A 14,657-nucleotide genomic window follows, 5' to 3' on the forward strand; every position below is an offset into this window, starting at 1 on the left:
TTGGTGGACCGGTCCAACAGGCCGACTCGGTGGCCGCCGGATACGCCGAACAGGCGCGTGCGGCGGGCGCAGTCGGTGGCCGGCATGCTTCGGTGCGCCGCGACGCGGAGATGAGCACAGCGAGTTCGGTGATCGCGAGGCTGGCGACCGGGGTCGGGCTCATGGCAGCAGCCGGCGTCCCACTGCTCAATGTCTACGGCACCAGTCAGGGGATTCGGCTGGTCCTCCTTGCGGTGGTGCCGTCGACCGTCCTCAGCCTGGCACGGGAGGTCGCGGCCGCGCGAGGGCTGCGAGTCGTCGCGGCATTTCGGCTGCTCGCCGTCCTCCTGGGCGTCGTCGCGAGTCTCATCCTCGTTCCCGCCGGTAGTGCCGCGTCCGGCGCGCTGACGAGGCGTCTTCGCGACGCGCTTACCGGTACCTGGCACCGGGTGCTGAGCGTTGCGCTGCCGGTACCACTGTCACATCCCTACGCCGACGGGGTCGCGATCGTGTTGTCGTTGGCGACCGCCGCGGTGTGTTCACTGACAGCGCGACGGCGGGCGGGACAGGCGATCGGGGTCGCTGTCCTGGTCTGGGCCGGGGCCGTGTGTCTCGGCATTGGCGGCCAGTGGGGTGCGACCGTGCTTGGCTGTCCGCTCGCCGCCGCGGCGTGCCTGGCCCTCCTCGCCCGGGTCCCGTCGGCCGGTCAAGGGTCGCAGCCCGTCCCGGATCGCGACCGCGCACCGGGGCGGAACCGGCCGACCGGATCGGCCGCCCGACGCGTCTCGGCGTTGTCGGCTGCCGCGGTCCTTCTCGCGGCGTCGGCGGCCGTGATCGTAGGCCTGCCGCACGGTGTCGCCCGCGACCCGCGTGACGTGGCCGTGCCGGCGGATCGTCACCCGTTGGAGGCAAGTCCGCTCGCGTTGTTGTCCTCGCGGCTGCGTGCACCTGGGCAAGCGGCGTTCGTCGCGCGCGGAGGATCGAGCGACGCGGGCGCCGGCTGGCTGCTCCTGACCTACGCCGACTATGACGGCTCGCAGTGGCAGACTCCAATCCAGGCGCGCGACCTGCCAACGGCGGTACCCCCCCGGCTGCCCGCTGGGGCGCGTTACCGCGACGTGCTGACCCTGGTGTCGCCCCAGACCCTGATACCGCACAACGGGACGGTCGTCGCCTCCAATACCGCGGGACTGCGGTACGACCCGTCTGCGGGCTCGCTGGTGGCGCCGCTGCCGGTCAATTCAGCCTCCGTGGACACGATCGTGGAGTCGCCGACGTCGGCGCAGTTGGCGCGCGCCACAGTGCCGACCGGGGTGTCGCCCGAGCTGACCGCCGTGCCCTCGTGCACTCCGCCGGCCATCGCGCGCCTGGTGCAACAGGCGCGAACGGCGGGTGGACTGCCCGACGAGCAGGTTGTGCGGTTGGAGAGCGCTTTCCGCGCCACCCCGTTCGTCTTCGATGCAAGCGCCGTACCAGGAAGCGGGTGCGCGCGCCTCGACCAGTTCCTCTCGGCGCGACGAGGCACAAGTGAGCAATTTGCGTCGGCATTCGCCCTTGCCGTGCGCATGCTCGGGTTGCCTGCTCGGCTAGCCGTGGGCTACGGGCCCGGAGCTCGAGGACCAGGCGGCGCGACGATCGTAACCAACGCTGATGCGCGCGCGTGGGTACAAGTGGAGTTCACTGGCGCGGGCTGGGTCGACTTCTTCCCGACGCCGTCCGGTCACGGGGCCTACAGCCGACCGGCGGAGAAGCAGCCCGCGCTCTCGCACGTCCGGGGGGCGGTTGCGGAGGGCCGTAATTCGACGGCCACCTCGCATGGCCCGACACCGACGCCACCATCTCGACGCTCGGCGGGGGGCGCGCTCCCCGCGTGGCTGTGGGCACTGATCGGCGTTGTGGTCTTGATGATGGCGCTGCTGGCACCGTCGGTTGTGCGAGTGATGCGCCGGCGACGCAGACTCGCGGCCGGGCAGCCGGGTGCGCGCGTGCTGCAGGCATGGTCGACGTCACTGGAGCCGCTACGTCTCGGGACGCTGCTCACCGATGACGCCACGTTCACATCCATCGCCGCCATGAGGTTCTGGGGCGAGCCAGTCCAAGGCTCGGGGCGACCGACACGTCAGGATCGTGGACGGCAACTCGCGGCGGCCGTGACGGAACTTTCCCGGCTGGCCGAGGCGGCGCTCTACCGGTCAACGTCGGACGATCGTGCGGGCACCTATGACCCGGCATCGCGTGCGATCAGCCTCGGCAAGCACGTTCGGCGAGGTGCAATCAGGACGTTGCCGATCCGTCAACAAATTCGCCTCGCCCTGCGTTGGAATTGACAAGAAACAGAGCTCTCTCCATCGCCGCGTGCAGTTCCCGTTGCTAGGATCTTGCGAGATCTGCACGGCTTGAACGACCCATCGGGAGGAAAGGCATGTCCTACATTCGCGTGACCCCAGAAGAACTTGACGAGAATTCTACCGCCGTGTCCAACGGCGCGAACCAGGTAAACGAGATTTTGACCCAGCTGCTCGGGCAGATCAACGATCTCGCCTCACGGTGGCAGGGGTCCGGTGCAACGGCCTTCCAGCAGCTGTACGACGAGTGGAACCGGGGCGCCCAGATGACCCACGAGGGCATGCAGGGCATCGCCACATTCCTGTCCCAGGCCGCGAGGACCTACGAGGACGCGGACGGCACGATCGCCACTGCTGCTCAGAGTTCCTGATCGCCCTCGCGAGTCCAGAACCGTCGGGATGGCCGGCTTCGGCGTCGACACTGACGCGCTTCACCAATTCGGAGACCAGATCGCTGCGATCTGTCGCGACTTGGGTGACCTTCTGACCGGATCCCCACCGAACACCGCCGAGACCGGACACGGCGACCTTGCGCACGCGCTCGACCTGTTCCACCTGCACTGGTCGACGCAAGAATCAAGCCTGATCGAGAGCCTGATGAATGTGCGCAAGGTCGTACATGACGCACTCGCCACCTACCTGAAGGCCGAGGGTTTGGTTACCGGGGCGGCAGACGGGTCCACCTCGTGACCGCGCGGGCAGGTGCTGACGCGCAGCCCGCAGGACCGCTGATCGAACCCCGGACGATGGAGCGGCAATGAGCTCGTGGGACGACGTCGGCGGCGACCCGGTCCCGGGCGACCTCGGAGCGCTGCAGGGATACGTTAATCAGTTGCAGGCGGTCGCCGATCACGGCCGCGAGCTCGAGCAACAACTCCGCGCGCTCCATTCCGGTATGGGTGAGATTCGCTGGACGGGGGCCGGCGCGGCTGGAGTGAGCAGCGTCATCGAGAAGAACTTTCCGCCGCTGATCGCGTTTTGGTGCGCCCATCGTGACGCGGCGACCTCGTTGGCTCGCTACGCCAGTGAAGCGGAGGCTTGGCGTGTGCAGGCACAGGCCCAGCTTGCGGCGTACTCGTCGGCGGCGAATGATCTTGCGGCCGCACAGGCACGGGTGGGACCGGCGACATCGAGTCAGTGGAGCGCCGACGCACAGATCGTGGAACTGAACGCCGCGCTGAAGGTGCTCGAGGCACAACGCGCGACAACATCCGCGCTCGGACATCCGACAGCGCACATCGATTGGCAGATCCACGAGACGGCAAACGCTCTGATGGCCGAGCACCGGGCACGTTCCACCGCGGAGAACGAGCTGGCGGATGCGCAAAGATGTGTGGACGACGCACAAGGCCGGGAACACGCGGCGCGGGCGGCGATCGACCAGATCCGTGACGAGGTAAATCGAAGTGCGAATCAGACCCGCATCGAGATCCTCGGTCTCGTCGGTATCGTCCCGACGCACAACTGGTTGGTCAGGGGCGTTGACGACGTCATGAGCGGGTACCAGAAGACCCAGGTCCTCCGCGAGTCGTTCGTGGACGCTTGGACGACGACTGCCGGCTGGGTCAACGACGTGGCGTTGGCCACCAGCTGGATCCCCGTGTGGAACGTCGTGATCAACGGTGCTGCCCAAGCCATGAATGTCCCGATGGCGATCGGTTATACGATCGAGCTCTGCAGTGGCAACCACAAAGCCGCGACGATCGAGGGACTTATCGGTTCGATCCCATTCGGCGCTGCACTAGCCCGAAATGTTGAGCGGGGCATTAGGGTGCGAAACGCTGCCGGGTTCGTCGAACGGACGGGACAGGACCTGCTCAAGCCCGACGAATTCAACTCAATCCTCGGGAATCTGAAACGGGCGCGCTGGTATGACGATGCGCGGGAGGCGACGGGACTCATTCGTGGCGTGGAGGTGGCGCCTCGACTCGTCGGTAATTCGATCATGAATCGCTCTCTCCTGGTCGCCAAGTCGGTGCAGGACGGTTACGACCGATTCGATGAAACACGGCGCGCGGTTCATTACGCGAACGTGGTCTGGGACGCGGCAGGCAGGACACCCGCTGGGCGCGCCGTCGAGTCCAGTCTCGAGTCGATGCCCGTTGACACACTGCCATCGATACGGACCGTCCGAATTCACCTGCCCCGACCGGTGCCGCTGCCGTGATCGACTTCGGCGACAGTCGCACGATGGACGAGCGCGTCGAGTTCGAAATCGACCTCGTCGGTCCGTGGGAACCGATCAACTTCGATTCGCCCGAGTCCGCATCAGCGCTCCGATCCCTCGGGTTCGAACCGTCATCCCTTGCGGCGCGCGAACCTCGCGGCCAGGTCGTCCTCGCCGCAGCGATGATCGACAGCCCGATGGACGACGAGGACGTCCTTGCCGTCTCCGCCTCCCTCGTCATCTTTCATGTTCGTCAAGCCAGCAATTTGACGATCGGCGAGAATGGCCAGATCGTCCCCGAGGTGTCACGGCAGACGACCGAGGTCAATTGGCCGGATTCGCCTCCGCTTGGCATCAGGCGCATGACCTATGTCGTGCCGGCTCCTCAAGGTGACCAGAGTGTCGTCATCATGTTCGCGACTCCGAACCTGACCTTAATTGATGAGATGGAGACCATTTTTGATCTCATCGCGTCTACCGCGCGGTGGGTCTGGGCACCGCCTTCCTAGCAGGTGACGGTGCGGTCGGCCGGCCTTGCTAGCGATTCGCGAGCTGGATGGGGAGCGTCCGACCGTCTTGAACGATGATCGCGCGGCCTCGCGGTCCGCCCACGCAGAAGGCCGGGTTGATCCCCAGCTCGAAGTTGCGAACCTGTACCGCGTCGTCCGGCCGCAAGTAGAGCAGCGTCCCGGCGCGGGCTAGCGCCTTGATCGCGGCGGACGGGAATCGCCCAGCCAGGTGGGTTGCCGCAAACAGGCATCGGGGCGGACCCGATTCGAGTCGATGCACGAGGGCGTCCGGTAGATCTGAACCGTGCAGATCCTCGACCAAGACGACATCGTCGGGGTCGTCCAGCAGTTCCGTCCAGTCCGTTGCCTCGGCCGCCGACGGGTCGATGACGGTCGCCCCGGTGAGCGCCGCGAATGGCGTGCCGGCCCCGGCGAGCACGGTGAGCCGGCGCCGGCCGTCGTTGAGAGCCTCGCCGATACGCAGCAGAGCGGTGGTCCGGCCGCTCAGACCAGGACCGGTGATCAGTACCGGGAACTGCTCCAGACCAAGTTCGACCGGTCGCGCTTCATCGTCGCCGAGGCCCAAGACCATGATCCCGCGGGCGGGGGGCGCGAGCGCGTCGCTCGAAACCTCCTCAGGCAGATCCTGGATGCGCAGCGGACCCGCGTGACCTGACCGATCATACGAGTCGAGTTGGGAGGCGAGTTCGCGCAGCGCGTCGTTTTGAGCGGGTGCCTCGGCTGTGCCGCCGATCACGGCGACCTGCACCTGGCTTCCGTGCGCACTCTCGAAGCCACGGCCGGCCGAGAGCCCCGTCAGGGTCACGCGATGGCTCAGCCCGTACTGCGCCGGGGTCAGGCCAGCGTCGTCGCGCAGTACCAAGCGGTGCGGGAATCGCGCCAGCCACTTCGGGCGTGCCATGACATCATCGCCCGCGGCGAGCACGGTGACACCGGACGCGCTGCCAGTCCGCAGGATCCGTTCCAGGGGCGCTGTCAGCGGCGAGCTCTCGGCTGGTACGAGTTCCTCGAAATGATCGATGATCAAGACGATCCGCGGAAGCGGGGGTGCCTCCGAGAAATGGAGGTTGTACTCGGACAGGTTCCCGTACCCGTCGAGCACGCGAACCCGCCGATCGATCTCACTGACCAGGCGGCCGAGCAGCCGCACCGCGCGGGAGTCGGTCGTGCCGACGACGGTTCCCGTGTGCGGCAATGCAGTGAGCACCTGCAGACCTCGGGCGCCGTCGATCGCATGGATGTGCAATCGGTCAGCGCCGAGCTCCTGAGCCCAGGACAGCGCGGCGGTCCGCAAAGCCGTCGTGCGGCCGCTGCCGCCCGCACCGATGATCGCAACGTTGCCGGCGACCAGCGGCAGGCGGTAAGGCGGGTGGGTCCGGGTCGTGAGGTCATCACGTTGCCCGACAACCGGACCGGGCCCATCCGCGACGTCCGGAGTCGAGGGGTGACATGCGTGACCGGGGCTGATGCTCGCCAGCGGGACCAACCCGGGAAGCAGGTCGGTGAACGGTGCCGGCCGCTTGCGGTACCCGAGCATGTCCGAGGTGGCACGGATCGTGGAAACGAGGTCGTTCGCCTCGGTGCCGATCGCGACGGCCGGCGCGGACGGGTCCGCAGTGGGGCCGGGTGCCGATGAGGCGAATCGCGAGGGTGCGGCGGCGTCCCCCGCCGACCAACACCAGCCATTCAACGTGATGCCACCCAGTCGCTGGTGATCGAGCGGAGCGCGCGACCAGCCGGACTGGATCAGCACGGGAGGGCGATCACCTACCCTCACGAGGGCCCTCCCCGGGGCGTCCATCGGAATACGCGCAGCGTCCCTGTTCTCGATCACCGCGATCGAATCCTCGACGCTTCCCGCACGCAGACTGACCCTGATGGCGGCATTGCTGCTGATGTCGGCCGTGACGGCCCGGCCTACCTGTTGGGTGGCCAGGACGAGGTGAATGCCGAGAGACCGGCCGGCGCGCGCCATCGACACGATGCGCGGGATGAAGTCGGGCAGCGCGTCCTTGAGCTCGGCGAACTCGTCGAGCGCGATGACAAGCCGTGGTATCGGCTCGAGGTCGGGCTGGCGCTGGCGCAGCTCCCGGTAGGAGCGCAGGTCTATCGCGCCGGCGCCTTCGAACAGGCGCTGCCGGGTCTGCGCCTCGATCCGCAGTGCGTCGAGCGCGCGGGTCGTCATCTCGAGGGTGAGATTCGTCAGGGTCGCGACACAGTGCGGGAGCTCACGGACCGTGCGGAATGCGGACAGTCCCTTGAACTCGACGAACAGGAAGTTCAGATCGTCGGGAGAGCGATTGCACGCCGCCGCGAGGATCCAGCTCTGCAGGAGGTCGCTCTTGCCGGCGCCAACGGTGCCACCGATCAATGCGTGAGCAGTCTGGTCGGCGAAGTCCAGTCCGAGCGGCCCTTCGTCACTCATCCCGAACATCGCGGGTCTCGGTTCGGCCTCGGCCCATCGGGTCGCGATCCAGTCGCTGTCGGGCCGCTGCCCGAACACCTCATACAGGCTCACGGTGCGGGGCAGTTGACTCACGGCGCCCCGCCCGGTCACTGGCCGCCGTAACGGGGTGAGGCTGCGCGCCGCGACCACGGCGTCCTCGGCCGTGCAGCCTTCCGGGACTCCTCGCACCTCCTCCCTGGTCGCACGGTTGATCATCGTCAGGATGCCCGGTCCCACATCGAGATGGATGCGGGTCTGCTCGGGCAGCGAATACTGGTCACGCGCGATCACCACCGCGCTGACAGTGCTTCCGTCGCAATAGTCGAGGAGATCAGCGACGTCACGCCGCTGGGTGATTCGTTGATCGGTGTCATCGATGAGAACGACCGTGAACGTTCCGGACGATAATGCGGCGGTGGCTCGATTACCACTGCGGGAGTCGTCGATCAAGGCGCGCAGACGTGCGATGGTGTTGTGAATCTGATCGTCGGTGCGCGCTAGGTCGACGGCCCGCTGCTCGCGTAGCCAGCTGTGCGGCAACCAGCGGAACCACTCCCACACCTCGGACCGCGGCTGAGGCGACAGTCCGACGAGACGGACGTCCTCGGGCGTGTGCAGCGCGGCCAACTGGAGTCCCACCGACCGAAGGAGTGCATCACGCCCGGCCTCACTGCCGCTGATCGTTGTCACGGCGACATTGCGGAGGCTTGTGACTAAGGGTGCCTTCTCGTGAACCGGGCCAGTGGAATGAGCGTGGTCGCCGGCTATTTGTACGGTGGCCGCGACACGCCCCGTTCCGAGACGTACTTGAAGGAAGTCCTCGTCCTGTGGTGATCGCTCCCAAAGGCGTTCGAGTCGCTGCCCGGCGATCATTCGCACGAGTCCGGTTGTCGGAGCACACTCCTCGCGGCGACGGAGGTCCAACTCGATCGCAGTCGTGAGCTGCGTCTCAGCGGCGGCGACGGCAGAGCGGTGCGACGTCGACTTCTCTCTGTTCTGTTGACGTTCGGTGCGACGGGTGGACCACATGTTGGCGCCGATCGTGACTGGGCTGAGCAGGCCGAACAGCAGGAAGGTGGGTTGTCGCGTGACGGCGAAGATGACGCCGGCGAAGACCAGCGGGACGACGGCCATGATCCAGGGGAACTTGCGGGTCGCCGGCGCGGCGGAAGCACGGGGGAAGTCGACGGTGACCGGCGGGTGCGAGGTTCGTAGCGACGGCGTGCGGTCGAGGATGAGTCCGCCTTTGCCGTCCGGGGTCAGGGTGGCCGGACGGGAGCCTGGCCGGTCGCCGAACTCGGCGCGGAACCGCAGCGTGTACCCACCGATGACGATTGTGCTGCCGTCATGAATGATCGATGAGTTCTCGACCAATACGTTGTCGACCAGAACGCCATTGGTGCTCGTATCGGCGAGCGTGATCGCGCCTCGATGACGAGTGACTGTGGCGTGGTATCGCGAGACGTCACCGTGAGCCAGGACGATGTCGTTGTCCGGCGCCCGACCGATCGCCACCCGGTCGGCGCTGATCTCGAACCGCCGCCCGGTGTCGGCACCGAGGATGATCTCCAACCATCCGATTCGAGGTGCGGTGTGGCTGTCGCCCGCTGGGGCGAGCCCGCGGTCCGTGGTCCCGACGATTGCGCCGTCGGTGAGTCCGCACGCCGCGAGGCTCGCGTCCGGGTCCAATACCGTGGCGCCGTCGATCCGTTCCCCCGCGCGACGGTGAGTGAGGAGTGTGGGGGAACGGCTGTCGATGACCCGACCAGTGAGATCCGCGACCGAAAGGTCATCCGGTGCGTCCAGCACGCAGTCCACTGGTGCATTCGCGCCGTCCTCCAGCGTGATGCGCAGCTGCAAGGACTACCCCGTCGGTCTACTCGTCACGGCGATCATTGGTGGTCGTACCCGCTGATTGTCGCGCGCAGTTGGTCGGTGCTGCTGGAGTAGTTCGGCGCCCCGTCCGGACAGCTGTTCGACGCGGTGAATGTTCCGAGCGAGCCTGGGATCGTGTAGAGCGTGATGATCTTACCTGCGGTCGCGCTGAAGCTGAACGTGACGGACCCTTGCTCGCCAGCGCTGACATCGATCGGAGCGAAATGGAATGTCACGTCACCAGTCGCCGGCTCGGTGTCCTGCTCATTCACGCCCCCGATGCGCAGCGTTGCTGTCGTCGACACCGGCGCGGTGTCGACCTGCGTCGTGACGGTGTTCAGCGTCGCCACTCCGCTCGGCACGGTGAAGGTCTGCGTCGCCGTGCCCCCGGGGTCCGACAGTGAGTTGTTGGGGTTTCCCCGGCACATCGCGTGACCAGTCCTAGGATTGAGGGCGTAGTTGTCATAGGCGTTAACAGGTTGCGGGACGCCGCCGGTGGCGAACGATGTGCTCTGTTGTGTGCCGGTACCCGCACCGTTGTGCGCGGTGACCGTAACGGCGTACTGGGAATACCGGCTGAGCGGTGCGAGAGTCAGCACGGCGCTGCCGGAAGAGTCGGGCGTTGCACTCCCCTGAGCGACGGTCGTGCCGTCGCTCGCACGAGTGACGCTCCACTGGAACCGATCGATCGCCTCGCCCTGTTCGCAGGTCGTGTCACACTGCGCGTTCACCGTGGCGCTGCTGCCGTCGGAGCTGCTCTGGGGCGGGCCGACCGTCGGGGCGCTCGGGGCGCCGTAGGCGGTCACCGGCCCCGCCGGATCGGATGGAGGACTCTTGGCACCGCTGAGGCCGACGGCAGTCACGGTGTAGGTCTCAGGGGCGCCGATTGTGATGCCGTCGCTCGTCGTGATCGTGCGCCTCAGTTGTCCGGCGCCCGTCTCGTCGGCGTCGATGGTGACGCTGCTCCCGCTGCTGGTGGTCGCGATGATCTCGTATTTGCCAATGTTGTAACCGTTGTTGGGCGCCGTCCAGCTGACGAGGACCTGGCCCGCGGACGGCGCGCTCGCGTCCACCAGGGTGGGTGTCGAGGGCACGACGTTCGTCGGTATGACGTTCTCGCGTGTGGCTGCCGTGCCCATTCCGACACCGTTGCGCGCCGAGACGCTGACCGTGTAGGGCGTCCCGTTGTTCAGATTGGTGATCGCCTTGGTGTAGCTCGCGCGCTTGTGCGCGGCGATCGTCGCCTGGCCGACCGGTGCGCCGTTCTGCGACCACTGCACGGAGTAGTCGATCACCGGGGATCCATTGGGGCTGGCAGCCTGCCAATTGACGATGACCTTCTGATCGGCTGGTGTAACGTCGCCCAGTGGCGGCGCCCCCGGCGCAGCGGGTGGTTGGGACGACCCTGGCTTCGATGGTTGGCGCGGCGAAGATGACCCGGAGCCGCCGCCCCCACCAGCGCCTCCGGTAGGTTGCTGCGTCTGGCTGCCGGTCGGGGTTCCCGTCTGAATCTGGACCGGATTGCGCGGGGGGGTCTTTCCTGGCGCTGTTCGTAGCGCCTTACGCGTGGACCTAGCGGTGAACTTCTGGACCGGCACGAGTCGACCGCTTGGCTCCAGCACCATGGCGCTCGCCCCGCCGGTGTCGTTGACGAAAACCAGCCCGTCCTTGAGCACGAGCTGGTTCGCCCGGCCCGCCCGCAAGGTCCCGACCTGACGAATGGTTCGCAGCTCGGTGTTCACCACGAGCAGGCGTCCGCTGTCCTGATCGAGCAGATCCACGGTAACGCCGGTCATCACGGGCGACAGGGGTGTGATTCCGGTGGGTAGCGGGGTCACGGTCGGCGTGCCGTCCACCGGAACACCGATGACGCTGGTACCGGACACGAGGCTTACCGCGGGGACGGTGTCGGATCCGACGACGAGAGCCGTTTCCGGGATCGGTTGAGAGATCGTGGTTATGTGTCCGTAGTCGATGGGGTGGACCGTGCGAGTGGTGCTGTCGACGGCCACGACGTGCGTCGCGGCAAGGGTGACTGCGAGCCGATCTCCCGGATGTGCCCCAATCCCGACATCGCGGTGTGCGCCGTCGTGCACACGCGCGATGGTGCCGCGCGCCGGTAGTGCCGCCCAGAGGCGTCCTGAATCGTCGACGACCGCGGAGGAAACCGAACCGCCAAGCCTGATCTGCGGACCGACCGGGGTCAGGGCAGGGCTGCTGGCATCGAGCTGCTGGACGAGCCCGGTTTGTTCATCGACCGCGTAGATGGCGTGTTGACCGACCTCCGCGGTGGTGTTCGAGAACAGCACCTTCGGCAGGCCCGCCCGGAAGGAGGCGTTACTAACCTTGGTGACGTGACCGTTCGCGTCGACGACAACAGCACCATCCGGGCCGTTGACGACGCTGAGTTGCCCGGGACGGTTTGCCGCGCGCACCTGGGTAATGGTGGCTCCGGAGTACCCGTCGATCAGGCTGACGGTTCCGTTGACGGCATTGGCGAGCCAAGCCTGGCCGGTGCGAAGGATGATCGAGGTGCCGCCGGAGCCCTTGCCGAGCAGACCGAGTCCGGCGCCCAGCAGGATGACGATGCCGCCGATCGCTTTGTAGCGACGGGAGGGGCGTGCGAGTAGCAGCCGTAGTGGATCGGATCGGCGCGAGCTCTTGCGCGTGAACCTACCCATGCGCGCGGCTTCGTCCGCAACAGCGCTCTTCACCGTTGCGGCTCCCGTGGCCATGCAGCATTGATTTCCCTCCGCGGTCGGTTGAGAGTAAACCGCGGTTCCGGCCCCCACCACCTCGCGACACATTTTCTTGAAAGCGAGCCCTCAACCATCTTCTGGTCCAGCGGGTCCGCTGCCGGTGTGGTTGACAGCGGTTGCGAGTCGTCAGGACGCGGTGGCGGTGTGAACTCGCGTGATCACACGCTCCTGTTCGACCCATCTACGCTGGCGAAGATGCCTCGTCCTACCCATTAGCGGGACCGTCTGTGGGCCTACGACGCGGGTCCTGCGGACTCGAGCGGCGTCCACGTTTTCCTTCCCTAACACCCATCGGGTGGAGATTTACCGGACACGTACGTCAACCGGCGACGAGGCGGATACCGGCGTAGGGATAGTCAGAACGGAGGCGGGCGAGGACGTCGAAAGGCCCGCGGTCGCTGATCTCGGCCGGAGCGAACAGTCGTTCCCGACTACCTGCGTCGTGCCGACCGTGCCGCCAGCGTCGACCTGGTTGAACACCTAGGCGGCGACGGCGAGGGTGTTGTCGCGTTCCCGAGATTGCCGGGTAGCCCGACGTATTCCGACTGGCGGTCAACACCGCCAGTCGCTCACGCATGACAGTGACGCCCGACCTTCGGTGCCTGCTCCAAGAGGCGGCACCACCACAACCGCGGCTCGTCGCACGGCACCAACTTCGGCTGGCATCAGCTGCGCCGCCTCGACGATCAGATCAGCCGCGTCCAGACGGAAAGTGGGACTCCATGGCGGAGCGCAACGCTGCTCGGATACACGATGATCGAGACCAGAAGCTGCTCACCATCGACGAGGCCGCGGCCATCGTCCGCGCCCCTGTCGCCACCCTGCGCTACTGGAGACACCTCGGGACCGGACCCCGCAGCTTTCGCCTCGGCCGACGCGTTCTCTACCGCTACGACGACCTCACCTCTTGGATCAACAGCCACCACGACGGCCGCAACGAGATGTAGCCGCGAGCGAGCATTCGTCTAAGACGACGTCAGTATCGAACATGATCTTTGCCGGTCCGCGTTTGGTCCGCAGAAATTTCAGAAACGTCAGAAAACGGCAGGAGTCGATCAACGGTCTTCAACATCGTGAAGGCCAGTAAATCCGCGGCTTGCAAGCAGTTTCCGTCGTCGTTTCACGAGAATAGAAAACGCTCTGGGGCACTCTTCCAAACTGATTGTGCGGGTTCGATTCCCGTCGCCCGCTCCACCGTCGCCCGCTCCATCGCATGTCCGCGTTTTGGCTCGTCGAGCACGTTTGACGGCACAACCTCCGGCCCCGAGGCGCAACAGGGCTGACCGCAACTCGAACGGCGGTCGCGTGCGGCTTCCGCCGACGGCGGCGCCACGGGCAGGATGAACGCGTGACTGCCTACTGGATCAGTGTGTACAAGGAGATCGTCGACGAGGCCAAGCTCGCGGCGTACGCCAGGTTGGCGGGTCCTGCCCTCGAGGCCGCCGGCGGCACCTTCCTCGCCCGCGGCCTGCCCGAGCAGACCTACGAAGCGGGCGAGCAGACCCGCACAGTCATCATCGCGTTCGACTCCGTCGACGTGGCGAGGAACGCGCACGACAGCGCGGCCTACGGCGAAGCTCTCGCCGCGTTGGACGGCGGCGCGAGGAGGGACCTGCGCATCGTGCCCGGGCTCAGCTGAGCGCACCGGTCTGGCCGGCAGCGCCTGCGAGGTAGCCACGGCGCCGGGTATGGCGCGCGAGTCCCGACCGACCCCGCGCGGCCTGGCGGGGTCACCGTCTGCTTCGCGAGTCGACGCTCTTGCGGCTCGGTGGACAGTCCTTGGACACGGCCCGCGAGACGAGGATGCCAGGCGGGTCGCGCGGGATTGGTGCCATACTGGCACCATGAAGCGGATGAACCTGCGGGACGTGCCGGATGACGTTTACGCCGCGCTCTCCGCTGCGGCGTCGACGAACCGGCAGTCCCTCAACGCCTACGTCGTCGACCGGTTGACCGAAGCGGCTCAAGTCGCTCGATTGGACGACTATCTGGACGCGTATCGGCCTGCGGCTGCCAGCGCGGTGTCCCTCGAGGACGCCGCCGCGGCTGTACGCGAGGTGCGCGAAGCGTCGTGAGCCTCGCGGTCGTCGACGCCTCCGTTCTGGTGGCGTTCTATCTCTCTGACGACCGGCGCCGCGGTGACGTCGTGCATCGGCTTGCCGCCGGCGACGCGCTGTACGCGCCGGAGCATCTGGACGCCGAGGTCATCTCCGCTTTGCGCGGCCTTGCCCGGGTGAAGCCGGCCGTCGAGCCAACAGTGCCGGCCGCGCTGCGCCACCTCGCCGGATTCCCTGTGCGCCGCATGCCGCTGGCGCCGCATCTCGAGCGTATGTGGGAGCTCCGCGCCAACGTGACCGCCTACGACGCCGCCTACGTCGCGCTCGCCGAGCAGCTGTCGTCCCCGGTCATCACCTGCGATGCCAAGCTGGCCGCCGCTAGCGGAACCCGCTGCACCTTCGACCTGATCATCTGACGTCCGAGGCGCCAAGACCCTGCGGCTCTGAGACGACAGCGGCCGCCGACTCGGCGCCGCCGGGCAAGACATCGCCATGGATC

11 protein-coding genes are annotated in these 14,657 nt (G+C 66.9%); 9 read left to right on the plus strand and 2 right to left on the minus strand.

Features of this window, described 5'->3' with window-relative positions; translation table 11 throughout:
- Nucleotides 1-29 precede the first annotated feature (29 nt).
- From ACFFBG_RS00075 to ACFFBG_RS00095, 5 genes are all read left to right on the plus strand, one after another.
- A complete protein-coding gene (locus tag ACFFBG_RS00075) occupies nt 30-2,306 on the plus strand; it encodes a transglutaminase family protein (RefSeq protein WP_375474378.1) in 2,277 nt (758 codons plus the stop codon).
- Between the two features lie 95 nt (nt 2,307-2,401).
- Nucleotides 2,402-2,695, plus strand: coding sequence for a WXG100 family type VII secretion target (locus ACFFBG_RS00080; RefSeq protein ID WP_375474380.1), 294 nt, complete (start codon nt 2,402-2,404; stop codon nt 2,693-2,695).
- A 28-nt stretch (nt 2,696-2,723) separates the two neighbouring features.
- A complete protein-coding gene (locus ACFFBG_RS00085) occupies nt 2,724-3,014 on the plus strand; it encodes a hypothetical protein (protein ID WP_375474382.1) in 291 nt (96 codons plus the stop codon).
- A gap of 67 nt (nt 3,015-3,081) precedes the next feature.
- Nucleotides 3,082-4,491 carry a hypothetical protein gene (locus ACFFBG_RS00090; RefSeq protein WP_375474384.1) on the plus strand — a complete coding sequence of 470 codons (1,410 nt, stop codon included), beginning with the start codon at nt 3,082-3,084 and terminating at the stop codon, nt 4,489-4,491.
- Nucleotides 4,488-5,000 (plus strand): hypothetical protein, encoded by a 513-nt coding sequence (locus tag ACFFBG_RS00095; RefSeq protein WP_375474386.1) that lies wholly within the window; start codon nt 4,488-4,490, stop codon nt 4,998-5,000. The genes ACFFBG_RS00090 and ACFFBG_RS00095 overlap by 4 nt, the downstream gene beginning before the upstream one ends.
- A gap of 28 nt (nt 5,001-5,028) precedes the next feature.
- Here the strand turns inward: ACFFBG_RS00095 and ACFFBG_RS00100 are convergent, their stop codons facing one another.
- Nucleotides 5,029-9,327, minus strand: coding sequence for an FtsK/SpoIIIE domain-containing protein (locus ACFFBG_RS00100; protein ID WP_375474388.1), 4,299 nt, complete (start codon nt 9,325-9,327; stop codon nt 5,029-5,031).
- A gap of 32 nt (nt 9,328-9,359) precedes the next feature.
- Nucleotides 9,360-12,056, minus strand: coding sequence for a fibronectin type III domain-containing protein (locus ACFFBG_RS00105; protein WP_375474390.1), 2,697 nt, complete (start codon nt 12,054-12,056; stop codon nt 9,360-9,362).
- A gap of 767 nt (nt 12,057-12,823) precedes the next feature.
- On the opposite strand from ACFFBG_RS00105, the gene ACFFBG_RS00110 reads away from it, so the two are divergent.
- The 4 genes from ACFFBG_RS00110 to ACFFBG_RS00125 all read left to right on the plus strand — a co-directional run bounded on the left by ACFFBG_RS00110 (nt 12,824) and on the right by ACFFBG_RS00125 (nt 14,574).
- Nucleotides 12,824-13,048: a helix-turn-helix transcriptional regulator gene (locus ACFFBG_RS00110; protein ID WP_375474392.1), complete on the plus strand. Its 225-nt coding sequence runs from the start codon at nt 12,824-12,826 to the stop codon at nt 13,046-13,048.
- Nucleotides 13,049-13,449: 401 nt separating this feature from the next.
- The gene (locus ACFFBG_RS00115) at nt 13,450-13,740 is read left to right on the plus strand and encodes a DUF1330 domain-containing protein (protein ID WP_375474394.1); all 291 of its coding nucleotides are present in this window, start codon (nt 13,450-13,452) and stop codon (nt 13,738-13,740) included.
- A gap of 205 nt (nt 13,741-13,945) precedes the next feature.
- Nucleotides 13,946-14,176: a hypothetical protein gene (locus tag ACFFBG_RS00120; RefSeq protein ID WP_375474396.1), complete on the plus strand. Its 231-nt coding sequence runs from the start codon at nt 13,946-13,948 to the stop codon at nt 14,174-14,176.
- Nucleotides 14,173-14,574, plus strand: a complete 402-nt coding sequence (locus ACFFBG_RS00125) for a type II toxin-antitoxin system VapC family toxin (RefSeq protein WP_375474398.1) — start codon at nt 14,173-14,175, stop codon at nt 14,572-14,574. The genes ACFFBG_RS00120 and ACFFBG_RS00125 overlap by 4 nt, the downstream gene beginning before the upstream one ends.
- Nucleotides 14,575-14,657 lie beyond the last annotated feature (83 nt).

It is taken from the genome of uncultured Jatrophihabitans sp., from assembly GCF_964251945.1.
Lineage (GTDB): Bacteria > Actinomycetota > Actinomycetes > Mycobacteriales > Jatrophihabitantaceae > Jatrophihabitans.